Source organism: Nocardioides sp. Soil_C_8, assembly GCF_057656315.1.
In genome coordinates this window covers 309,556-330,753 of sequence record NZ_JBDGKQ010000001.1, presented here as the reverse complement: position 1 = coordinate 330,753, position 21,198 = coordinate 309,556, and the positions used below count along the sequence as shown (strand labels likewise).

The following is a 21,198-nucleotide window of genomic DNA, read 5'->3' as shown; positions in this document are numbered from 1 at the left end:
AAGGCCGGGGGAAGGTCCGCCGGCCAACCTCGGTGCCATGACCAGCACCCACCTCGGCGCCTCGGCCCGACGCACCAGGACCGTCACCCGTCGTGACATCGAGCTCTTCACCGCGATCAGCGGGGACCGCAACCCGGTCCACTACGACGACGACCTCGCCGCGCGGTCCCGCTTCGGCGGCATCGTCGTGCAGGGCGGGGTGACCTCGGGGCTGCTGAACGCGCTCGTCGCCGAGCAGCTGCCTGGCCCGGGAAGCGTCTTCCTCGAGGTGTCGTGGCGCTTCCTCGCGCCCGTCCGCCCCGGGGACGCCCTGACGGCCACCGCCGTCGTGACCGCGGTCCGCGACGACAAGCCGGTCACCACGCTCGCGACGAGCATCACGAACCAGGACGACGTGCTCGTCCTCGACGGCACCGCCGTCGTGTGGCGCGACCCCGTGGTCAGCGCCGCCACCACCCACGCCGGGTCCCCGGCACCGACACAGGAGAAGCAGGAGAACATCGCATGAGCACCACCACCGAGAAGGCGCCCCTCAACGGAGTCGACGTCCCCACGCTGTTCGCCACGCGTGACGCCGTGAAGCAGACGAACGAGATCGCCAGGTTCCAGTTCCGGGCGACCAACACCTGGGTGTCCGGGACCCACAGCCGCTCGACCTTCGCCGACTTCCACGGCGCCATGCAGGAGATGCGGCACGAGCACGACACCGTGGTCGAGTCCGACCACCCGGCCGTGCTCGTCGGCACCGACGTCGGCCCGACGCCGGTGGAGTACCTCCTCCACGCCATCGCCGCCTGCCTGACCTCCGGCATCGCCAACATCGCGGCGGCCCGCGGCGTCCGGCTCACGCACGTCTCGTCGTCCGTGACCGGGAACATCGACCTGCTCGGGATCCTCGGGCTCTCGGGCGGCTCGGTCCGCAACGGCTACGAGCAGGTGAAGGTCACCTTCCGCATCGAGGGCGACGCCGACGACGCGACCCTGCGCGACATCGTCGAGCAGTCCCGACGTCGCTCCGCCGTCTACGACGCGCTCACCAACCCGACACCCGTCCACATCGAAGTGGTGACCGGCTGAGCCGGTCACCGGTGCGAGCGGTCGCCGGACCACAGGCGACCGCTCGCGCGAGAACACTGAGAGGAACCCTGCATGACCACCATCGACACCGTCGTGATCGGCGCCGGCCATGCCGGTCTGGCCGTGAGCAAGCTGCTCACGGACGCCGGTCGCGAGCACGTCGTGCTCGACCGAGGCCGGATCGGCCACCGCTGGCGCACCGAGCGCTGGGACTCGCTGCACCTGCTCACCCCGAGCTGGATGACCAGGCTCCCCGGCTGGAGCTACCGCGGGCCCGACCCGGACGGCTACCTCAGCGTCGGCTCCTTCGTCGGCTACCTCGAGGCGTACGCCGCCTCGTTCGGCGCGCCCGTCGTGGACGGCGCCACCGTGCACGAGGTCGCCGCCGCCCCCGGCGCGCGCCGGGCCCACCGCTACCGCGTCGTCACCAGTCGCGGCACCTGGCACGCCCGGCACGTCGTCATCGCCACCGGGCCGCACGGCACGCCGTACGTCCCTGCCGGCCTGGCCGGTCTCGACACCTCGCACGTCGACCTGGTGACCTCGAACCACTACCGCAACCCGGCCCGGCTCGGGTCGGGCGGCGTGCTCGTCGTGGGCGCCTCCGCGTCCGGGATGCAGATCGCCGACGAGCTCAACCGGGCCGGACGCGAGGTGACCCTCGCGGTCGGCCGGCACACCCGGATGCCCCGGCGCCACCGCGGGCTCGACATCTTCTGGTGGCTCGAGAACACCGGCCGCCTGGCCCGGACCATCGACGAGGTGGCCGACCCGGTCGCCGCGCGGGGGGAGACGTCGCTGCAGCTCGTCGGCCGTGACGACCCGGAGCGCGCCACCGAGGACCTCGACCTCGGCCGCCTCCAGGACGACGGCGTCCGGCTCGTCGGACGGCTCGACACCGTCGACGGCCGCACCGCCCACTTCCGCGACGACCTCGCGGCCACCGTCGGCGCCGCGGACGCGGCGCTGGACCGGCTCCTCGACAGCCTCGACCACTTCGTCGAGCGGATCGGCCTGGCCGGCCAGCTGTGGGACAGCCCGCGGCCCCGGCCCGTCGCGATCGGGGCACCACGCCGCCGGGTCGACCTGCACGCCGAGGGCATCGGCACCGTGCTGGTGGCGGCCGGCTACCGACCGCACCACCGGTGGCTGCGGCTGCCGATCACCGGTGCCGACGGGACCATCCGGCAGCACCGGGGAGTGACCCCCGCCGAGGGCGTGTACGTCGTCGGGCAGCGCTTCCAGCACCGGCGCGACTCCGGCCAGATCGACGGGGCCCGCCACGACGCCCGGTCGGTGGTGGACCACCTGCTCGCCGCCAGCGGGTCGCCTGCGCCCGCCACCGCCGGCCTCGGCGGCGCACGTCGCGAGCCGGCAGCATGAGCACCCGAGACGTCGTCGTCGTGGGCGGCCGGGTCGCCGGCGCGTCCACGGCGCTCCTCCTGGCCCGGGCCGGCCTGTCGGTCACCCTGGTCGACCGCGGCCGGCGCGGGAGCGACACGCTGTCCACGCACGCCCTCATGCGTGGCGGGGTCCTCCAGCTGTCCCGCTGGGGCGTGCTCGACGCCGTCGTGGCAGCCGGCACCCCGGCAGTGCGGCGCACCGTCTTCCGGTACGCGGACGGGGAGGTCGCCGACGTCGCCATCCGGTCCCGGGCCGGGGTCGACGCCCTCCGCGCTCCTCGCCGGCACCTGCTGGACCGGCTCCTCGTCGAGGCCGCCGAGGACTCCGGCGTGGAGGTGCTGCACGAGGCGACGGTGACGTCGGTGCGCCGGGACCCGCCGGGGCGCGTCACCGGCGTGGTCGGGCGGACGAGCCGTGGCTCGCCCCTCGACCTGCGCGCGCACCTCACGGTCGGCGCCGACGGGATCCGTTCGCGGGTCGCCGAGCAGGTAGGTGCCGCGACCACCTGGCAGGGTCGGACGGCGAGCGCTGTGCTCTACCGCCACGTCGAGGACCCGGGGGCCGACGCCTACGAGTGGACGTACGGCACCGCTGCGGGCTCGGGGATCATCCCGACCGACGACGGCGCCTCGTGCCTGTTCGTGGCCACCACCCCGGCGCGGATGCGGCGGCTGCGCCGCCTCGGCGTCGAGCACGCCTTCACCTCGCTGCTGGGCGCAGCGGGTACCGCCGCCGTGGAGCGGGCGCGCGGGCTCCGGCCGGTCGGCCCGGTCCGCGGCTGGGCGGGCGTGCCCGGGTTCACCCGTGCGTCCTCCGGGCCGGGGTGGGCGCTCGTGGGGGACGCGGGCTACTTCAAGGACCCGATCACCTCCCACGGCATCACCGACGCGCTGCGCGACGCCGAGCTGCTCGCCGAGCAGGTGCTCGCCGCGCACGCAGGCGGGGTCCCGGAGCACGTGGCCCTGGCGCGCTACGAGGAGACCCGCCGCAGGCTGTCGCGCGAGCTCGTCGAGGTGACCGAGCGGGTCGCGGCGTACGACTGGGACCCGGCCGGGATCCGGTCGCTCCTCAGGCGGGTCAGCGCGGCGATGGCCGACGAGGTCGAGCACCTGGAGCAGCTCGCGCCGGCGGGAGCCGCGACATGAGCGCAGGGATCACCCGGAAATGGCGTCGAGCCGGCCCCGGCCGCGGGCGTAGAGTCGCATCGCTCGTGTCTGGGAGGGTGCGGTGCACGTCGACATCAACCTCCTCGGAGGATTCGCGGTCGTCGTCGACGGCCGCGCCGTCGCCGCGCACGCCTGGAGCCGCCGCAGCGCGGCCACGCTCGTCAAGCTCCTCGCCCTCCGGCCCGGACGCCAGCTGCCCCGCGAGCAGGTGGTCGACCTGCTGTGGCCCGACCTCCTGCTCGAGCAGGCGGCACCCCGGTTGCACAAGGCGGCCCACTACGCGCGTACGGCGGTCGGCGTCCCGTCCGCGGTCGTCCTGGCCGGCGACGTCGTCACGCTGCTCCCGGACGCGGAGGTCGTCGTCGACGTCGAGCTCTTCGACCGGGTCTCGGGCGACCCGGCGTCGGTCGCGGAGGCGATCGACCTCTACCGCGGCGACCTGCTGCCGGAGGACCTCTACGAGCCGTGGGCGGACGCCGAGCGGGAGCGCCTGCGCGTCTCCTACCTCGACCTGCTCCGCTCGGCCGGGCAGTGGGCCGAGCTCGTGGCCGCCGAGCCCCTCGACGAGGAGGCACACCTGCGGCTCGTCCAGCAGCACGTCGAGTCCGGCAACCGGAGCGGGGCACTGCGCCAGCTCGACGCGATGGCACGCCTGTGGCGCGAGGAGCTCGGCGTCGAGCCGGGACCGGCGGCGCGGGCGTTGCACGCGCGGGCACGCGCGATGCCACCGGTCGACCCGGCGGCCCCGGTCCACGGCTCCGGCGCGAGCCGCGTGCCCCGACCAGCGACCCCCACCGTGGGACGCGACCGCGACGTGGCCGCGGTCCTCTCCCTGCTGGAGGACCACCGCCTCGTGACCCTGCTCGGCATCGGCGGCGTCGGCAAGACCCGGCTCGCCGCCGAGGTGGCGCACGGCTGGGCCGAGGCGACGTCCCAGCGGACCTGCTACGTCGACCTCACCAAGATCACCGACCCCAGCATGGTGGCCGGGCTGACCGTCAGCGAGCTCGGCGTCCGGTCCGGCGACAACGCCAACGTCGTCCAGATGCTGGAGGAGGCCCTGCAGCGCCAGTCGCTGCTGCTGGTCCTCGACAACTTCGAGCACGTCGTCGAGGCCGCGGACCTCGTCGCCCGGATGCTCCAGTGGTCCGCGGACATCCGCGTGCTCGTGACCAGCCGGGCGCGGCTCCGCCTGGCGGGGGAGCGGGTCCACGAGGTGCACCCGCTGGCCCTCAGCAGCGAGGACGGCACCGGCGGCCTCGCCGACGCCGTCGCCCTCTTCGACCAGGTCGCCACGGCCGTCGACCCCCACTTCGAGCTCGCCCGGCACGCCGACGACGTCGCCGCGATCTGCCGCGCGGTGGACGGGCTGCCGCTGGCCATCGAGATCGCCGGCGGGCACCTGCGGACGCTGTCGCCCCCGCTGCTGCGCGAGCGGCTCACCGGCCGCCTCGGGTCGCCGGCCGGATCGGGCCGCCACCTCCCCGACCGGCAGCAGACGATCCCGGCGACGATCGACTGGAGCCTGCAGCTCCTCGGGCCGGCGGAGCGCCGGCTGTTCGCGTTGTTCTCGGTGTTCCACGGCGCCGTGCCGCTGGAGGCGGTCGAGGCCGTCTGGGCGGACGGTGACGTGCTCGACCCGCTCAGCGTGCTGGTCGACCACAGCCTCGTCCGTCGTACGACGGGCTACCGCAACGAGCCGCGCTTCGGGATGCTGGCCCTCGTCCGCGACCACGCCGCCCGGCTCGCGGACGGGGACCGGGAGGCCGCCCGGGCCGCCCACGCGGCGTACTTCTCCCACTACCTCGACGACCTCTACGAGCGACGCTGGACCGACGCGACCGATCGCTGGCTCGACGACATCAGCGAGATGCTCCAGGAGGTGCGCGCTGCCCATGCCTGGGCGGCGCACTCGGGCGACACCGCGCTCACCGCGCGCATCACCGCAGCGCTGGGGGCGTACTGGTTCCTCGAGGGCCACCACGCCGAGGGCCTGCGGTGGATCGACGAGATGCTCGCGGTGGAGCACGAGCTCGACCCCTACGTCTCGGCCCGGATCCACCTGGCCGCCGGGTTCATGGCGTTCCCGTCGAGCCGGCCCGAGGCACGCGGGCACTGGGAACGGGCGACCGGCCTGTTCCGCGAGCTGGGCGAGACCCGGCTGGTGGCCTACGGGCTCGCGGTCACCTCGGCGACGTACATCGGGGACGGCGAGCAGATCGAGCTCGCCATGCGGATGAACGACGAGGCGCTGGCGCTGGGGCGTGGGGTGGGCAGTCCCGCCCTGGTCGCGCAGGTGCTCAACATCCGCGGCGAGCTGACCCGCGTGGCCGGCCGGGACGAGCTCGCCCGGGAGGCCTACGAGGAGGGCCTGCAGATCTCCGGCGACCTGCACGACGAGATGTACGTCAGCGTGTTCCTGTCCAACCTCAGCTACCTCGCCGACCACCGCGGCGACCACGAGGAGGCCCGCCGGCTCACCCACCAGGCGCTGCGGATCTGCTGGTCGCAGGGGCGGAGGTTGATGGCTGCGTGGACGGTGTCCCAGCTGGCCGGCCCCGAGCTCGCCCTGGGCCGCGCCGAGCTGGGCGCGGTGCTCATCGGCGCGGGGGACGAGGCGCTGCGCGTGCTCGGCGCACGACGCCACCCGGGCGACGTCCCCGAGCACGACCGGGTCGTGACCGCCCTCCAGGAGAGCCTGGGTGACGAGCGGTTCGAGGACCTCCGCTCGGAAGGCGCCCGGCTCACCCTCGACCAGGTGCTGGCACGCGTGCTCGACGGCGACGACCCGCGGCGCGGTCCGGCGGCCGACCTGGAGCACCTGCCTGTGCACGAACATGTGGAGAACCGCTGACTCCTGGGGATGAGCGGCGTCGCGCTGTGCACGACACGCCGGAACCCGGAGTATGTGAAATAGGTCGCCCGGAGGTCTTGCGGCGGGTGTGACGCAGGGCATAGAACTTCCCCTACGCAGCCCCGCACGGGACGCGGGATGGCTCTGGACGACGAGTCCGCACGACGCGAACCGGTACGCCGGGGACCGTCGCAGGCACCGGGTGATGAGGTGGCTGGGACGCGACGGAGAGAGCGATCGACCGGGATCATCACCTCGACCGGTCACCACCGAGGAGCTGGACGCCACGGCGACCTGATCCTCACCAGAAGGGCCCTTGGCGCTCATACCGCCGAGGGCCCTTCGCCTGTCGGTTCCCGTTTCCGCCCGCGCGACCCGTCCGATCCGACGCACGGCAGGTCTTGCCGAGGAAATGGCGATCCGTCGGCAAGCTCTGCCGTGGCCGCTCGTGCCGGCGAGTCGGTTGAATCGTCCCCATGAGCGCACGGCGGATCAGGATCGGCATCGACACCGGGGGCACGTTCACCGACGTGGTCGCCCTCGACGAGGACTCGGGTGAGCTGGTCACCACCAAGACCCCCAGCACCCCGGGCAACCCGGCCGACGGCTTCATCGCCGGCATCGAGAAGATCCTCGGCATCGTCGGTGCCGAGGGCGGCGACATCACCGCCGTCTCGCACGGCACCACCGTCGCGACCAACAAGCTCCTCGAGGGCAAGGTCGAGGCGCTCGGGTTCATCACCACCGAGGGCTACGAGTTCATGCTCGAGATCGCCCGCCAGTCCGTGCCCGACGGCTACGGCAACTCCTACTTCTGGGTCAAGCCCGACCGCATCGTCCCGGCCGACCGGGTGCGCACGGTCGGCGGCCGCCTCGACTTCACCGGCGCCGAGATCCGTCCCTTCGACGAGGAGTGGGCCGTCGCCGCCGCCCGGTGGTTCCGGGACCAGGGCATCACCACGATCGGCGTCTGCCTGCTGCACGCCTACGCCAACGACGAGCACGAGCTGCGGATGCGCGACATCCTGCGGCGCGAGCACCCCGACGCCGTCGTCTCCATCTCCAGCGAGGTGCTGCGCGAGTACCGCGAGTACGAGCGCTCGATGACCACGCTCGTCGACGCGGCCGTGAAGCCCAACGTCAGCCGCTACGTCACCAACATCTCCGACCGCCTGCACGCCTTCACCGGTGGGCCCAGGACGGGAGATGAGGACATCCCGTTCTACGTCATGAAGTCCAACGGCGGCGTGCTGTCGGCCGACGAGGTCGTGCACCAGCCGATCACCACGGTCCTGTCCGGCCCCGCCGCCGGCGCCTTGGGCGCCGCCCTGATCGCGAAGGTCGCCGGCTTCCCGAAGATCCTCACCTGCGACGGCGGCGGTACGTCGACCGACGTGTCCGTCGTCCTCGACGGAGAGCCGACCCTCACCACCGAGGGCACCGTCGGCGCCTACCCGAGCAAGATCCCGATGATCGACGTCGTGACCGTCGGCGCCGGTGGCGGCTCGATCGCCTGGCTGTCGCCCGAGGGGACGCTCAAGGTCGGGCCGCACTCGGCCGGCGCCGACCCGGGCCCGCTCTGCTACGCCAAGGGCGGCACCCAGCCGACCATCACCGACGCCCACGTCACCCTCGGCCGGATCCCTCCCCACCTGCTCGGCGGCGAGATCCCGCTCGACGTCGAGGCGGCTCGGGCGGGCATCGCCGACCTCGCCGACGAGCTCGGCCTCGACTTCGAGCGCTGCGCCACCGGCATCCTGGAGATCTCGGCCTGGAACCAGGCCAACGCGCTGCGGCAGGTCAGCGTCAAGCGCGGGCTCGACGTGCGTGACTTCATGCTGACGACCTTCGGCGGCTCCGGCTCGCTGCTGGCCTGCCGGCTCGTGGACATCCTCGACCTCGCCGGCGTCGTCGTACCCCCCAACCCGGGCAACGTCAGCGCCTTCGGCCTGCTGACCGTCGACGTGAAGAACGACTACGTCCAGACCCACGTCGCCAAGGAGTCGGTGCTCGACCACGCGGCCGTCCAGTCGATCCTCGACGACCTCACCGACCGCGCCCGCGCGGCGCTCGCCAAGGAGGGCTTCGCGCCCCAGGACCACCGCTTCCAGCGCACCGTCGACGTGCGCTACGTCGGCCAGGCCTTCGAGGTGCGCGTGGCCGCACCGGAGGGCGTCGTCGACCAGGCCTACGTCGAGCAGGTGGCCGAGACGTTCCACCGCGAGCACCACCAGCTCTACGGCTACGACTTCCGCGGCGACCGCGACCAGCAGGTCGAGTGGGTCAACCTGCGCGTGACGGGCATCGGCCCGATCACCCGTCCCGAGATCCAGACGCTCGACAAGGCCGACGGCGACGTCCTGGAGCGTGCCGTCCGCGGCCGGCGCGAGGTCTGCTTCGACGCCGAGCAGGGCTACGTCGACACGCCGGTCGTCTGGCGCGGCGACCTCGGCGCCGGCGACACGTTCAGCGGTCCGGCCATCGTCGAGGAGTTCGGCTCGACCATCCCCGTCCACCCCGGCTTCGAGGTCGTGGTCGACGACTGGGCCAACCTCGTGATCCGGAAGGAGTCGGCCCGATGACCACCTCGATCCCCACCTCGACGACCGACGTCAGCAGCCGCCCCGTCGACCCCGCCTACGTCACCGCGAAGCCGGTCAACCCGGCCGGCCTGCCGACGGCCTACGAGCACGGCGGCCGCCTGACCGCCGAGGGCACGACCGTCGACCCGATCCTCGTCGAGATCGTGCAGGGCACGCTCGCCAGCGTCGAGATGGAGGTGGAGACCGCGATCGGTCGCACCAGCCGCTCGCCGATGATCCGCGACGCCCACGACTTCCGCGCCGGCATCCACGACCGCCAGCTGCGCAAGCTCACCGGTCGCTCCTACAGCGCGCTCGTGCACCCGATCGTGCGCGACTACCCGATCGAGGAGATGCGCGAGGGCGACGTCTTCTTCCACAACGACGTCTACGAGTCCGAGGGCGGCATCGGCCACCTGCCGGACCTGTGCGTCACCGTGCCGGTCTTCCACGACGGCGAGGTCGTCGCGTTCGTCCAGGCCTTCGGCCACCACGACGACATCGGTGGCGCAGTCCCGGGCTCCATGCCCAGCAACGCGACCACCGTCTACGAGGAGGGGCTGGCCGTCCCGCCGATCAAGCTGTGGGACGCCGGCGTACCCAACAGGTCGGCCCTGCGGATCATGACCCGCAACTCGCGGATGCCCGACAGCCTCGCCGCGGACCTCGACGCCGAGTGCTCGGCCTGCCTGATGGGCGCGCGCCGGCTCGGCGAGCTGTTCGAGCGCTACGGCCGCGACGCGATCGAGGCGTCGTTCGACGCCATCCTCGACGCGACCACCGAGACCTACCGTCGCGAGATCCTGTCGAAGATCCCCGACGGCACCTACGTCTGGGAGGACTACGCCGAGCACGACGGCGTCGACGAGCCGCAGCTGCACACCCAGCGGATCACCCTGACCAAGGTCAGCGACGCCCCGGCCGATCCCGAGAACGGCCGCCCGGCCGGACCGCGGCTGATCATCGACTTCACGGGCACCAGTGCCCAGGCCAAGGGCCCGATCAACCACTGCGGCGACTACGTCGGCGGCAACTTCCTCAAGAAGTGGCTCGCGCCGATCCTCCGCAACCTGGCCGACACCCCGGAGCGGATGGCCGAGCTCGACGTCAACGAGGGCATCGTCCCCCTGATCGAGATGCGCTTCCCGGAGAAGGGCACGCTGCTCACGCCGATCCACCCGGGCCCGACCAACGCCCGCACGTTCGTGATCCTGCGGCTGCTCGGCGTGCTCGCCGGTGTGGTGGCCAAGGCCGTCGACGGCAAGATGCCGGCCGACCAGGAGACGATCCGCTACACCGGCGTCTACGGCAAGGACCTCGACGGCAACGACTACCTCATGCGCGAGGTGCTCGGCGGCGGATCCGGCGGTCGCTACTACGCCGACGGCGAGGACACCATCCACGTCGTCCCCGACTCCCGCAACCTGCCGACGGAGTTCACCGAGTCCCGCTTCCCGTTCATCGTCGAGCGCCTCGGCCTGGCCCAGGACTCCGGCGGCGCGGGGGAGTACCGCGGCGGCCTCGGCTATGAGAAGCACATCCGGATGCTCAAGGACGCGCACTTCATGTCCATCGCCGACCGCTCGATCCTCGCCTGCTGGGGCGTGCGCGGCGGCAAGGCCGGCTCGCCGTTCCAGGTCGTCATCGACCCCGGCGGCCCCGACGAGCGCGAGGTCGACGCCCTCGCCGACGCCGAGGTGGTCAAGGCCGGCCAGGTCGTGCGCATCCGGACGACGGGTGGGGGCGGCTGGGGCGACCCGCTGGCCCGCGACCCGGAGTCCGTCGTCCGCGACGTGGTCTGGCGCAAGGTCTCGGCCGAGGCCGCGCTGCGCGACTACGGCGTCGTGCTCACCGGCTCCGCCGACGACGGGACGCTGGGCTTCGACGCCCCGGCCACGGCGGACGAGCGGTCCTCGCGCGCGGCGTGGAGCCGGGACGAGGACGCGTTCTTCGACCGCGGCCCGGGCTACGCCTCGCTCGCCGACGGCGCGGCGTTCGCCGAGGTCGACCGGGTCTGAGCGTGGCACGCGTCGCCGTCCTCGGGGGTCACGGGAAGACCGGGCGCGCGGTCTGCTCGGCTCTCGCCGACCGCGGCGTCGAGGCGCGCCCACTCGGGCGCGCCGACTGGCCGGACCTCTCGTCGGCGGTCACCGGGTGCGAGGCGGCGTACGTCATCGCGCCCAACCTGCACCCGGACGAGCCGTCCTACGTCGCCGCGGTGCTGGCCGCGCTCGGGGCGGCCGGCGTCGGGCGGGTGGTCTACCACTCGGTGGCCTCGCCCTACGTCCCCGCGATGCCGCACCACGTCGGCAAGGCCGTGAGCGAGGACCTGGTCCGGCGCAGCGGGCTCGACTGGACGATCCTCCAGCCGGGCGCGTACCTGCAGAACCTCGACCTCACCGGCCCCGTCGAGCTGCCCTACTCACCGGACGTGCGGTTCGGCTTCCTCGACCTCGCGGACCTCGGTCGTGCCGCGGCGGTCGTCCTGACCGAGGCCGGCCACGGGGGAGCGACGTACGAGCTCGCCACCCGCGTCGCGACGGTCCGCGAGCTGGCCGCCGAGGCAGGGGTGGCGGTGCGGCAGGTGCCGGACCCGGGGACGCACCCGTGGCTGTCGGCGATGTTCGGCTACTACGACGACCACGGGCTGCCCGTCGGCACGCGCGTGCTCAAGGCGCTGCTCGGGCGTACGGCCACCTGAACGGCGCTCGTCGGAGTCCCCGGATATCCGGGGACTCCGGACTCATCGTGGACGATCTGAGCCACCAGGTGACGCGGATCTTCCACGCTGTCCTGCCACTGGGGTCCAATGGACCTGTGAGCGGAGTGGACGAACCGGGGCTGCCGACGCTGTACGAGTGGGCGGGCGGCCTCGACCCGTTGCGCCGGATGATCGACTCCTTCTACGACCGCGTCGAGGCCGACGACGCCCTGGCCGGCTTCTTCCCCGGTGGGGTCTCGCAACGGCACAGGGAGCACGTTTCCGACTGGTGGGCCGAGGTGCTCGGCGGACCGACGACCTACACCGAGCGCCACGGCGGCTACGAATCGATGCTGCGCCACCACGTCGGCCTCGACATCACCCCAGCGCAGCGCCACCGCTTCGCCGCCACCATGAGCCTCGCCGCCGACGACGCGGACCTCCCGGCGGACCCGGAGTTCCGCGCGGCCATCATCGGCTACCTCGAGTGGGGCACGAGGCTGGCGATGGAGAACTCCCGGCCCGGGGCGAAGGTGGTCGAGCACGCACCCACGCCGCGGTGGGGGTGGGGCGTCGCGCCGCCCTATGAAGGCTGAACGAGAGGAGCACGGCATGGGTCCGCACGACACGTACGCCGACCTGGGCGAGGCCGCCTGGCGCTGGGTGCTCGACCAGGTGCGGTGGGACGACGGGCCCTGGATCCCCGAGTCCGTCCCGCACGACGGCGGGCCGCCGGACGAGCGCGACGGCATGCACAGTGGCATCGGCGGCCTGGCGTACGTGCTGGCCGAGATTCGCGAGTCGCGACCGTGGACCGAGGAGGAGCAGCGCCTCGCGGACGGCATCGTCGGCCGCGTCCAGGCGAACCTGCCGTCGCAACCGCTCGCCACCTACTTCGACGGCGTGGTCAGCGACCTCGGCGTGCTGGTCGCGCTGCGCGCCGACGGCGGCGACGTCGCGATCGCCCGGCTCGAGGAGCTGGCGGCGGACGACGGCTGGGAGCAGCCCTACCTGGGCGCACCGGCGTACCCGCCGCACACGCGGATCAACGACCTCACCCTCGGGACCGCCGGTCCGCTGCTCGGTGCGGTCTGGGCACACCGGCACGGTGTCGCCGGTGCCGCCGGGCTGGCCCATCGCGCCGCCGACATCCTGCTCGCCGAGGGGGAGCCGACCGCGGCCGGCACCAACTGGCCGTTCGTGCCGACCCGGTTCACCGACGACGTACCGCCCGAGCGGCGACGTGAGATGCCCAACTGGACGCACGGGGTCGCCGGCGTCGCCGCTGCGCTCGCCGTCGCGGGTGCCGAGCTCGGCCGAGAGGACCTGGTCGAGGCAGCGCGCCGTGGGGCGGAGCACCTGGTGACGCTCGCCGACACCACCCGGGACGGCTTCCTCGTCCCCGTAGCGATCCCGCCGTCGCCGGGGCTCGAGGAGGTGACCTACACGTGGTGCCACGGCCCGACCGGCACCTCGCTGCTCTTCGCCGCCCTCGAGCACGCCGGCGTCGAGGAGGTCGCGGGGGAGACCGGCGCCGGTTGGCACCGACGCTGCCTGCGCACGGTCCGCACCTCGGGCATCCCCGAGCGCCGCTACCCGGGCTTCTGGGACAACGACGGCCGCTGCTGCGGCACCGCGGGCGTCGGGGAGGTGTTCCTCGACTCCTGGCAGCGGCTCGGGGTCGAGGACGATCTCGTCTTCGCGCAGGTGCTCGGCGACGCGCTTGTCGACCGCGCGATCGTGGAGGACGACCGCGCCTGCTGGCGCTTCACCGAGCACCGCAACGACGACCCCCTCCTCCCCCCCGGGGTCGGCTGGATGCAGGGTGCCGCCGGCATCGCGGCGTACCTCATGCGACTCGGCCGCGTCCTCCGCGCGGGGCGTACGACGCCTGCCGTCGCGCGGCTCGACACCTGGTGGGACCTGCCGTCCGATCGGCCTCAGGGCTCGATCAGCCCGGCCCGGATCGCGTAGCGCGTGAGCTCGACCCGGTCGCGCATCCCGAGCTTGCCGAGGATGTTGGCGCGGTGGCCCTCGACGGTCTTGAGCGCGATGTGCAGCTCCTTCGCGATCTCGCGCGAGGAACGGCCCTCGGCGATCAGCTTGATCACCTGGTCCTCGCGCGCGGTGAGCACCGACGCCGGCACCCGCTCGCCGCGGCGCAACCGGTCGAGGTAGTCGCGCACGAGCGTGCTCTCGGCGCCGGGGTAGAGGAAGGTCTCGCCGCGCATCGCCGCCCGGCAGGCGCCGACCAGGTCCTCGTCGGCGACGGACTTGAGGACGTAGCCGCTCGCGCCGGCCTTGAGGGCGCCGAAGAAGTACTGCTCGTTGTCGTGCATCGACAGCATGAGGATCTTGGGCGGGTTGCGGCGCTGGGCGATCTCCGCAGCCGCCTGCAGGCCGGTCATCCGGGGCATCGCGATGTCGAGCACGACCAGGTCGACCTCGGTGTCGCGCACCCGCTCCACGGCCTCGGCGCCGTCGGCGGCCTCGGCGACGACGGACAGGTCGGCCTCCTGCTCGAGGATGAGGCGTACGCCGCGGCGCACCAGCGTGTGGTCGTCGGCCAGCAGGATCCGGATCACGCGCCCGCCTCCGCGACCGTGTCGACCGGCACCTTGAGCCGCACCGTCGTCCCGTGGCGCGGCTGGCTGATCACCGAGAGCTCGGCGCGGACCAGGCCGGCGCGCTCCCGCATCCCCATCAGCCCCGAACCCTCGGTGAGGCCGGTGAACCCGCGGCCGTCGTCGCGGACCTCCAGCACGACGTGATCGCCGAGGCGCTGCAACGACAGCTCGACGGCGCGCGCGTCGGCGTGCCGGGCGGCGTTGGTGAGCGCCTCCTGCGCCACCCGGTAGACCACCACCTCGGCCTCCTGGCTCAGGGCCGGCAGACCGGGTGCGAACGACCGGCGCACCGACGCCGAGCTGTGGTCGGAGAACTCGGTCGCCAGGGCGGCCAGGGCGCTCGCCAGGCCGAGGTCCTCCAGCACGCCCGGGCGCAGCCGCCGCGCCACCCGGCGTACGTCGTCGAGGCCGGCGCGGGCGCTCTCCCGCACGGCCGCCAGCTCGGGCACCAGCGCCGCCGGGGCCTGCGACTCCAGCTGCTTGAGGCCGAGCAGGACGACCGTCAGGCTCTGCCCGACCTCGTCGTGGAGCTCCTGGGCGATCCGGTGCCGCTCGGCCTCCTGAGCGGCGAGGGCGCGCGCGTCGCCCGTACGGCGCTCCTCGGCGAGGCGGTCCAGGAGGCCGTTGACGCTCCGCGCGATGCCGAGGACCGGGCCGGAGCCCTCCTCGGGAAGCTCTGTCGGCTCGAGGTGCTCGATGTCCTCGAGGCGTGCGATCAGGCGGTGGAGGGGTGCCAGCGCCCACCGGATCAGGAGCGCGTTGGTCAGGATCATCACCACGAGCCCGGCGGCGATGACGACGATCTCCGACGGCACGGCGTCGGCGGAGACCCGCGCGGGGGAGAACAGCAGCAGCAGCGCCGCGGCCACCAGCACCACTCCGTTGATCAGGCAGATCGTCCAGAAGAGCGGGAGGTGGCCGGGCAGACGCATGCGGCCAGCCTCCCATCCCCCAGATGGGGTCAGGCACCCATGGTCGCGACCACCCGCTCCGCGAAGACTCGTCGCATGCCCACGCCGGACGAGAACACCGCCACCGACCCGACCGGGGCTGCCTGGTTGGTGTGGCTGGTGATCGCGGGGCCCGGGCTGCTGTTCGCCACGCTGACGTGCGTGCGGCGAGTGGCGCCGGGCGAGATCGTCGTGGTGGTCAGGCGCGGCGAGGTCGTGCGCGTCCGGCGCACCGGCCTCGTCGCCCGCTGGCCGGGCATCGAGCGGTTCGAGCCGGTGCCGACGGAGCCGCGCGTGCTGCCGCTCGTGGTGCGCTCGCGGACCAGCGACGGCGTCGACGTCGTCGCGCTCGCGGACCTCACGGTGCAGGTGCGTGGAGTCGAGCCGGGCACGGCGTACGTCCCCGCGGCGCAGGCCGCGCGCCTGGCCGAGGAGACCGTCGCCCAGGCCGTCGAGCAGCTCGAGGTGGAGTCGCTGGTCGACGACCTCGAGGCCCTCGAGGCCCGGTGGCCCGGCCAGGTCACCCGCCAGCTGCCGGTCGGCACCGAGGCGACCGCGCTGGCGGTCACCGAGGTCGAGGCCCGGCTCACCGGCGGTGCTGCATGAGCGAGCCCCCCTACCTGCTCGAGGTCGCGGTGTCGGTGGCCCTCATCGCCTCCGCCATCGGCTTCGCCGTCGGCCTCGCCATCGGGCGCGGGCGACAGCCCCGCTGGCAGGAGAAGGGCAGCTTCGTCCACAAGGTGTCGATCGGCTTCGCGACCCTCGACCGGCTCGACGCCGTCCTGCTGCGCTTCGAGGTCGAAACCGCCTCCCGGCTCTCGGGCGTCGAGGTCGGTGAGCTGCGGCTGCCACCCGGGTCGGGGGTCGCCATCCTCGCGCGCGGGAAGGAGGTGCTCGTCCCCGATGAGCGCACGGTGCTGCGCTGCGGCGACCAGGTCCTCGTCGTCGCCGCCCTCGGCCAGGTGTCGCAGGTGGAGGACCGGCTGCGCTCGGTCAGCCGCTACGGCCGGCTGGCCGGCTGGGCCGAGGACGTGGACGACCCCGCGCGGTCGGCCCGCGCCTTCGGAGTGCACAGGCGGAGCAAGGCCGGGGCCGCGTGATCCTCACCTCCGCCGCACTGGCGGTCTTCATCGTCGCGTACGCCCTCATCGCGACCGAGCGCGTCCACCGCGTCGCCGCTGCCCTCGGCGGCGTCGCCGGCATGGTCGTCATCGGCCTCGTCGACGCCGAGACGGCCTTCTTCGAGGAGCACACGGGCGTCGACTGGAACGTCATCTTCCTGCTCTTCGGGATGATGATCATCGTCGGCGTGCTCAAGCAGACCGGGCTCTTCGAGTTCCTCGCGCTGTGGGCCGCGCAGAAGTCGGGCGGGCACCCCTACAAGCTCCTCGTGCTGCTCGTGCTCGTCGGAGCCGCGGTCGCCCCGATCCTCGACAACGTCACCTGCGTGCTGCTGGTCGCGCCGGTCACGCTGTCGGTCTGCCGGCGGCTCGACCTGCCCTCGGCGCCGTACCTCATCTCGCTCATCCTGGCGTCCAACATCGGCGGGATGTCGACGCTCATCGGCGACCCGCCGAACATCATCATCGGCAGCCGGGCCGGGTTGAGCTTCACCGACTTCCTCGTGCACTCGCTGCCGCTGACGATCATCCTGCTGGTGCTGTTCGTGCTGATGGCGCGGTGGCTGTTCCGCAAGGACCTCACCCGGATGGGCAACGTCCACGGCCTCGACGACCTGCGCCCGGCCGACGCGATCACCAACGTCCGGATGCTGCGCCGCTCGCTGGTCGTGCTGTTCCTGGTGATGATCGCGTTCAGCCTGCACACGGTCCTGCACCTCGACCCGTCGGTCGTCGCGATGATGGGCGCCGGTGCGACGGTGCTGGTGTCCCGCACCGAGCCCGAGGAGTTCCTGGAGGAGGTCGAGTGGGACACCCTCGCGTTCTTCATGGCGCTCTTCGTGCTGGTCGGCGCGCTCGTCCAGGTCGGGGTGATCGGCGCCATCAGCGAGTGGGCGGCCGAGGCGATGGGTGACCGCGAGCTGCTCGGCGCGACAGCGCTGCTCTTCGGCTCGGGCGTCATCGGTGCGTTCGTCGACAACATCCCCTACACGACGGCGACGGTGCCGGTGGTCGAGGAGATGGTGGCGACCACGTCGGCGAGCGGCGCCGACAGCCCGCTGTGGTGGGCGTTCGTGTTCGGCGCGGACCTCGGCGGCAACGCCACCGCGGTCGCGGCCGGTGCCAACGTGGTCGTGCTCGGCATCGCCGCCAAGGCGGGGGAGCCGATCAGCTTCTGGGGCTTCACCAAGTACGGCGTGCAGGTGACGGTGATGACGCTGGTCGTCGCGTGGGGCTGGGTCTACCTCCGCTACTTCGCCTTCGTGTGAGGTAGACACCTCCCATGCGCACCCTCGTCACCGGCGGCACCCGTGGCATCGGCGCCGCCGTCGCCCGCCGCCTCGCTGCCGACGGCCACGACCTCGTGCTCGGCTACGCCCGCGACGACGCAGCCGCTGCCCACACGCAGGCGGCCTGCGGCGACCTCGGCGTCGACTGCACGACCGTGCGCGCCGACCTCACCACCGACGACGGCATCGAGTCGCTCTTCGCCGCAGCCGGCGACCTGACCGGGGTGGTCAACAACGCCGGCGCGACGCTGCACATCGGCCCGCTCGCCGACACCCCGCCCGACGTCGTCCGGGCGACCGTCGACCTCAACCTCACCTCGGCGCTGCTGGTGGCCCGGGCCGCGGTCCGTGCGATGGCACGCTCCCACGGCGGCAGCGGCGGCGTGCTCGTCAACATCAGCTCGGGCGCCGCGACGCTCGGCGCGCCGCGCGAGTACGTGCAGTACGCGGCCGCCAAGGCCGGCGTCGACGCGCTCACGATCGGCCTCGCGCAGGAGGTCGCGCAGGACGGCGTGCGCGTCGTCGGCGTCGCGCCCGGCATCATCGAGACCACGATCCACGCCGACGCCGGCGAGCCCGGCCGCATCGAGCGGGTCGGGCCGCTCGTCCCGCTCGGACGTGCCGGCCAGGTCGACGAGGTGGCGAACGCAGTCGCCTGGCTGCTGTCGGACGAGGCGTCGTACGTCACCGGCACGACGCTGCGCGTCGCCGGCGGGCGCTAACGCGCGAGCCGCTCGATCTCATCGACCACCTCGGCGATCGCTCGCGTGGAGTCGATCGGGACGCCGACCGAGGGAATGTCCTCCCGCGACGCGTGGAGCCGCAGCACCATCGCCGTCTCCTCGGGATCGCCGCCCCACTCGTCCGGCGGTCGTGCGGCGAGCCGCTCGACCAGCGTCGACCGGTCCAGCTCCAGCACGAAGACCTCGTCGAAGAGGTCGATGAAGCGGGCGAAGTTCCGCGAGCCGCCGCAGAAGAACGTGCGCGGCTCGGAGTGGTCGGCGACGATGCGTCGCACCTCGGCGACGTCCCAGACGTGGTGCTCGTGGACGTGACCGGGCAAGGGAGCGCCGCTGACCGGGTCGCCCTGGTAGGCCAGCACGCGGTCGCCGTGCACCACGTGGTGGCCCCGGCGCTCGAGCTCGGTGGCCACGGTCGTCTTGCCGGCGCCCGAGACGCCTTCGACGAGGTAGTTCTGGATGCCCACCGGGCCAGTATCGACACCGTCCCCGCGAGATGGGCAACACCTGACCGTCTCTCGGCGTCACGCTGACAACAGTTGCCGATGGGGAGGCGTGGTCCGGATCACTACGGTGTGCGCATGAGGGTCCTGCTCGCACTCGGCGGAAACGCCATGACCAACGCCGACGGGCGGGCCAGGCCGGAGGACCAGATCGCCGCCGCCGGCGTGGCGATGGCCGCCGTCGCCGGACTGCTGGAGCACGACCACGACGTCGTCATCACGCACGGCAACGGGCCGCAGGTCGGCAACCTCCTGGTCAAGAACGAGCTCGCCGCGGGCGTCGTGCCCCCGGTCCCGCTCGACTGGTGCGGGGCGCAGACCCAGGCCACGCTCGGCTTCGTCCTGATGGACGCGCTCGACCGCGAGCTCGCCTCCCGCGGGATCGACCGACGCAGCGCCGCGCTCGTCACCCGCACCCTGGTCGACGCAGCCGACGAGGGCTTCGCCCGGCCGACCAAGCCGATCGGGCGCCACCTGCCCGAGGCCGAGGCGAAGGTGCTCGTCGACCACGGCGAGACCTGGGAGGACCGCGGCGAGAAGGGGTGGCGTCGCGTGGTCGCCTCGCCCGAGCCGCAGGAGATCCTCGACGCCCCGGCCGCGCTGGCCCTCATCGAGGCCGGCTTCGTCGTGGTCGCCAACGGCGGTGGCGGCATCCCGCACGTACGTCGTCCCGACGGCTCGCTCGCAGGTGTGGAGGCCGTCATCGACAAGGACCTCGGCGCCGCCCTGCTCGCCCGCACCACCGGGGCCGACGTGCTCGTCATCGCCACCGACGTGCCCAACGCCGTGATCCGCTGGGGCGAGCCGGACGCCGAGCCCCTGGGCCGGATCACCGTCGAGCAGCTGCGATCCCACGCCGCCGACGGCCACTTCGCCTCCGGCTCCATGGGGCCGAAGGTCGACGCGGTCTGCCGCTTCGTCGAGTCCACCGGAGGCACCGGCGTCATCACCAGCCTCGACCAGATCACCGCGGCCGTCGCCGGCGACGCCGGCACCGTCGTCGTACCCGCCTGACACCCCAGCCAGCACCAACGAGAGGAACTGCCGACATGTCCAGCGCCACCCCCAGTGCCATCGAGGTCCGCAAGGTCCCCATCCACTCCGTGGCCGACGCCTCCGAGCTGACGAAGCTCGTCGACGACGGGGTCATCGCCGCCGACCGCGTCTTCGCGATCATCGGCAAGACCGAGGGCAACGGCGGTGTCAACGACTACACGCGCATCATCGCCGACCGTGCCTTCCGCGAGGCGCTGGTCTCCAAGGGGGCCGACCCGGAGCAGGTCAAGGGCATCCCGATCGTGTGGTCGGGCGGCACCGACGGTGTCATCAGCCCGCACGCGACGATCTTCGCGACCACCGACGTCCCCGAGGACGACCCCTCGCGCGAGGAGCTGCGGCTGACCGCGGGCTTCGCGATGAGCGAGGCGATCCTGCCCGAGGAGATCGGCTACACCGCGATGATCGAGAAGGTCGCCGCGGGCGTGAAGGTCGCCATGGAGCGCGCCGGGATCACCGACCCCGCCGACGTGCACTACGTCCAGACGAAGACCCCGCTGCTCACCATCCACACCATCCGCGACGCCAAGTCGCGCGGCAAGACGGTCTGGACCGAGCACACCCACGAGTCGATGGACCTCTCCAACGGCGTCACCGGCCTCGGCATCGCCGTCGCCCTCGGCGAGATCGAGATGCCGACCGACGCCGACGTCATGCACAACCGCGAGCTCTACTCGTCGGTCGCGTCGTGCTCCTCGGGCGTCGAGCTCGACCAGGCGCAGATCGTCGTCGTCGGCAACGCGAAGGGCGTCGGCGGCCGCTACCGCATCGGCCACTCCGTGATGGAGGACGCGCTCGACGCCGACGGCATCTGGGAGGCGATCCGGTCCGCCGGCCTCGACCTGCCCGAGCGCCCCCGCACCAGCGACCTCGACGGCAAGCTGGTCAACGTCTTCCTCAAGTGCGAGGCCAGCCAGGACGGCATGGTCCGCGGGCGCCGCAACGCGATGCTCGACGACTCCGACGTGCACTGGCACCGCCAGATCAAGTCCTGCGTCGGCGGCGTGACGGCGTCGGTCACCGGCGACCCGGCGGTCTTCGTCTCGGTCTCCGCCGCGCACCAGGGCCCCGAGGGCGGCGGCCCCGTCGCGGCCATCGTCGACCTGGGCTGAGCTGCCACCTGGGCTT

Annotated in this window: 19 protein-coding genes; 16 read left to right on the top strand and 3 right to left on the bottom strand. The window is 73.0% G+C overall.

The genetic code is table 11. The features are described from left to right. Nucleotides 1-37: 37 nt before the first annotated feature. The 10 genes from AC3A3L_RS01695 (at nucleotide 38) to AC3A3L_RS01650 (ending at nucleotide 13,758) form a co-directional block, all read left to right on the top strand. Nucleotides 38-508: a MaoC family dehydratase gene (locus AC3A3L_RS01695; RefSeq protein ID WP_487638300.1), complete on the top strand. Its 471-nt coding sequence runs from the start codon at nucleotides 38-40 to the stop codon at nucleotides 506-508. After that, on the top strand, nucleotides 505-1,077 hold the full coding sequence (locus AC3A3L_RS01690) for an OsmC family protein (RefSeq protein WP_487638299.1): 573 nt from the start codon (nucleotides 505-507) through the stop codon (nucleotides 1,075-1,077). The genes AC3A3L_RS01695 and AC3A3L_RS01690 overlap by 4 nt, the downstream gene beginning before the upstream one ends. A gap of 72 nt (nucleotides 1,078-1,149) precedes the next feature. Next, the gene (locus tag AC3A3L_RS01685) at nucleotides 1,150-2,460 is read left to right on the top strand and encodes a flavin-containing monooxygenase (protein ID WP_487638298.1); all 1,311 of its coding nucleotides are present in this window, start codon (nucleotides 1,150-1,152) and stop codon (nucleotides 2,458-2,460) included. Next, nucleotides 2,457-3,626 (top strand): NAD(P)/FAD-dependent oxidoreductase, encoded by a 1,170-nt coding sequence (locus tag AC3A3L_RS01680; protein ID WP_487638297.1) that lies wholly within the window; start codon nucleotides 2,457-2,459, stop codon nucleotides 3,624-3,626. Before AC3A3L_RS01685 ends, AC3A3L_RS01680 begins: the two co-directional genes overlap by 4 nt. Nucleotides 3,627-3,708: 82 nt before the next feature. After that, on the top strand, nucleotides 3,709-6,501 hold the full coding sequence (locus AC3A3L_RS01675; RefSeq protein ID WP_487638296.1) for an AfsR/SARP family transcriptional regulator: 2,793 nt from the start codon (nucleotides 3,709-3,711) through the stop codon (nucleotides 6,499-6,501). Nucleotides 6,502-6,977: 476 nt separating this feature from the next. After that, nucleotides 6,978-9,083 carry a hydantoinase/oxoprolinase family protein gene (locus tag AC3A3L_RS01670; protein WP_487638295.1) on the top strand — a complete coding sequence of 702 codons (2,106 nt, stop codon included), beginning with the start codon at nucleotides 6,978-6,980 and terminating at the stop codon, nucleotides 9,081-9,083. Further along, nucleotides 9,080-11,101, top strand: a complete 2,022-nt coding sequence (locus AC3A3L_RS01665; RefSeq protein WP_487638294.1) for a hydantoinase B/oxoprolinase family protein — start codon at nucleotides 9,080-9,082, stop codon at nucleotides 11,099-11,101. Before AC3A3L_RS01670 ends, AC3A3L_RS01665 begins: the two co-directional genes overlap by 4 nt. 2 nt (nucleotides 11,102-11,103) lie before the next feature. Continuing rightward, complete coding sequence (locus tag AC3A3L_RS01660) at nucleotides 11,104-11,784, top strand: SDR family oxidoreductase (RefSeq protein WP_487638293.1); 681 nt, start codon at nucleotides 11,104-11,106, stop codon at nucleotides 11,782-11,784. Nucleotides 11,785-11,900: 116 nt separating this feature from the next. Beyond that, nucleotides 11,901-12,380, top strand: coding sequence for a group II truncated hemoglobin (locus AC3A3L_RS01655; protein ID WP_487638292.1), 480 nt, complete (start codon nucleotides 11,901-11,903; stop codon nucleotides 12,378-12,380). Between the two features lie 16 nt (nucleotides 12,381-12,396). After that, nucleotides 12,397-13,758 carry a lanthionine synthetase LanC family protein gene (locus tag AC3A3L_RS01650; RefSeq protein WP_487638291.1) on the top strand — a complete coding sequence of 454 codons (1,362 nt, stop codon included), beginning with the start codon at nucleotides 12,397-12,399 and terminating at the stop codon, nucleotides 13,756-13,758. Here AC3A3L_RS01650 and AC3A3L_RS01645 read toward each other — a convergent pair. Together AC3A3L_RS01645 and AC3A3L_RS01640 are read right to left on the bottom strand one after the other, a co-directional pair. Then, nucleotides 13,725-14,369, bottom strand: coding sequence for a response regulator (locus AC3A3L_RS01645; RefSeq protein ID WP_487638290.1), 645 nt, complete (start codon nucleotides 14,367-14,369; stop codon nucleotides 13,725-13,727). The two genes, AC3A3L_RS01650 and AC3A3L_RS01645, sit on opposite strands and share 34 nt — an antisense overlap. Further along, nucleotides 14,366-15,343 (bottom strand): sensor histidine kinase, encoded by a 978-nt coding sequence (locus tag AC3A3L_RS01640; protein WP_487638289.1) that lies wholly within the window; start codon nucleotides 15,341-15,343, stop codon nucleotides 14,366-14,368. Before AC3A3L_RS01640 ends, AC3A3L_RS01645 begins: the two co-directional genes overlap by 4 nt. Before the next feature lie 75 nt (nucleotides 15,344-15,418). On the opposite strand from AC3A3L_RS01640, the gene AC3A3L_RS01635 reads away from it, so the two are divergent. The 4 genes from AC3A3L_RS01635 to AC3A3L_RS01620 are packed head-to-tail and all read left to right on the top strand — an operon-like array spanning nucleotide 15,419 to nucleotide 18,493. Next, nucleotides 15,419-15,967 (top strand): SPFH domain-containing protein, encoded by a 549-nt coding sequence (locus AC3A3L_RS01635; protein WP_487638288.1) that lies wholly within the window; start codon nucleotides 15,419-15,421, stop codon nucleotides 15,965-15,967. Next, nucleotides 15,964-16,461, top strand: coding sequence for a TrkA C-terminal domain-containing protein (locus AC3A3L_RS01630; protein WP_487638287.1), 498 nt, complete (start codon nucleotides 15,964-15,966; stop codon nucleotides 16,459-16,461). Before AC3A3L_RS01635 ends, AC3A3L_RS01630 begins: the two co-directional genes overlap by 4 nt. Then, on the top strand, nucleotides 16,458-17,750 hold the full coding sequence (locus tag AC3A3L_RS01625; protein ID WP_487638286.1) for an ArsB/NhaD family transporter: 1,293 nt from the start codon (nucleotides 16,458-16,460) through the stop codon (nucleotides 17,748-17,750). The genes AC3A3L_RS01630 and AC3A3L_RS01625 overlap by 4 nt, the downstream gene beginning before the upstream one ends. Before the next feature lie 14 nt (nucleotides 17,751-17,764). Then, nucleotides 17,765-18,493, top strand: a complete 729-nt coding sequence (locus tag AC3A3L_RS01620) for an SDR family oxidoreductase (RefSeq protein ID WP_487638285.1) — start codon at nucleotides 17,765-17,767, stop codon at nucleotides 18,491-18,493. Here the strand turns inward: AC3A3L_RS01620 and AC3A3L_RS01615 are convergent. Beyond that, the gene (locus AC3A3L_RS01615; protein ID WP_487638284.1) at nucleotides 18,490-18,978 is read right to left on the bottom strand and encodes an AAA family ATPase; all 489 of its coding nucleotides are present in this window, start codon (nucleotides 18,976-18,978) and stop codon (nucleotides 18,490-18,492) included. The genes AC3A3L_RS01620 and AC3A3L_RS01615 overlap by 4 nt on opposite strands. 114 nt (nucleotides 18,979-19,092) lie before the next feature. Between AC3A3L_RS01615 and AC3A3L_RS01610 the strand changes: the two genes are divergently transcribed. Then, complete coding sequence (locus tag AC3A3L_RS01610; RefSeq protein WP_487638283.1) at nucleotides 19,093-20,028, top strand: carbamate kinase; 936 nt, start codon at nucleotides 19,093-19,095, stop codon at nucleotides 20,026-20,028. A 35-nt stretch (nucleotides 20,029-20,063) separates the two neighbouring features. Further along, the gene (gene bar / locus AC3A3L_RS01605; protein ID WP_487638282.1) at nucleotides 20,064-21,182 is read left to right on the top strand and encodes a barbiturase; all 1,119 of its coding nucleotides are present in this window, start codon (nucleotides 20,064-20,066) and stop codon (nucleotides 21,180-21,182) included. Nucleotides 21,183-21,198 lie beyond the last annotated feature (16 nt).

Excerpts from the sequence above, each read along its gene's own strand:
- AC3A3L_RS01610 (WP_487638283.1), top strand. The coding sequence starts at position 19,093 with ATGAGGGTCCTGCTCGCACTCGGCGGAAACGCCATGACCAACGCCGAC.
- AC3A3L_RS01620 (WP_487638285.1), top strand. The coding sequence starts at position 17,765 with ATGCGCACCCTCGTCACCGGCGGCACCCGTGGCATCGGCGCCGCCGTC.
- AC3A3L_RS01665 (WP_487638294.1), top strand. The coding sequence starts at position 9,080 with ATGACCACCTCGATCCCCACCTCGACGACCGACGTCAGCAGCCGCCCC.
- bar (WP_487638282.1), top strand. The coding sequence starts at position 20,064 with ATGTCCAGCGCCACCCCCAGTGCCATCGAGGTCCGCAAGGTCCCCATC.
- AC3A3L_RS01685 (WP_487638298.1), top strand. The coding sequence starts at position 1,150 with ATGACCACCATCGACACCGTCGTGATCGGCGCCGGCCATGCCGGTCTG.
- AC3A3L_RS01640 (WP_487638289.1), bottom strand. The coding sequence starts at position 15,343 with ATGCGTCTGCCCGGCCACCTCCCGCTCTTCTGGACGATCTGCCTGATC.
- AC3A3L_RS01695 (WP_487638300.1), top strand. The coding sequence starts at position 38 with ATGACCAGCACCCACCTCGGCGCCTCGGCCCGACGCACCAGGACCGTC.
- AC3A3L_RS01670 (WP_487638295.1), top strand. The coding sequence starts at position 6,978 with ATGAGCGCACGGCGGATCAGGATCGGCATCGACACCGGGGGCACGTTC.
- AC3A3L_RS01650 (WP_487638291.1), top strand. The coding sequence starts at position 12,397 with ATGGGTCCGCACGACACGTACGCCGACCTGGGCGAGGCCGCCTGGCGC.
- AC3A3L_RS01635 (WP_487638288.1), top strand. The coding sequence starts at position 15,419 with ATGCCCACGCCGGACGAGAACACCGCCACCGACCCGACCGGGGCTGCC.
- AC3A3L_RS01690 (WP_487638299.1), top strand. The coding sequence starts at position 505 with ATGAGCACCACCACCGAGAAGGCGCCCCTCAACGGAGTCGACGTCCCC.
- AC3A3L_RS01630 (WP_487638287.1), top strand. The coding sequence starts at position 15,964 with ATGAGCGAGCCCCCCTACCTGCTCGAGGTCGCGGTGTCGGTGGCCCTC.
- AC3A3L_RS01680 (WP_487638297.1), top strand. The coding sequence starts at position 2,457 with ATGAGCACCCGAGACGTCGTCGTCGTGGGCGGCCGGGTCGCCGGCGCG.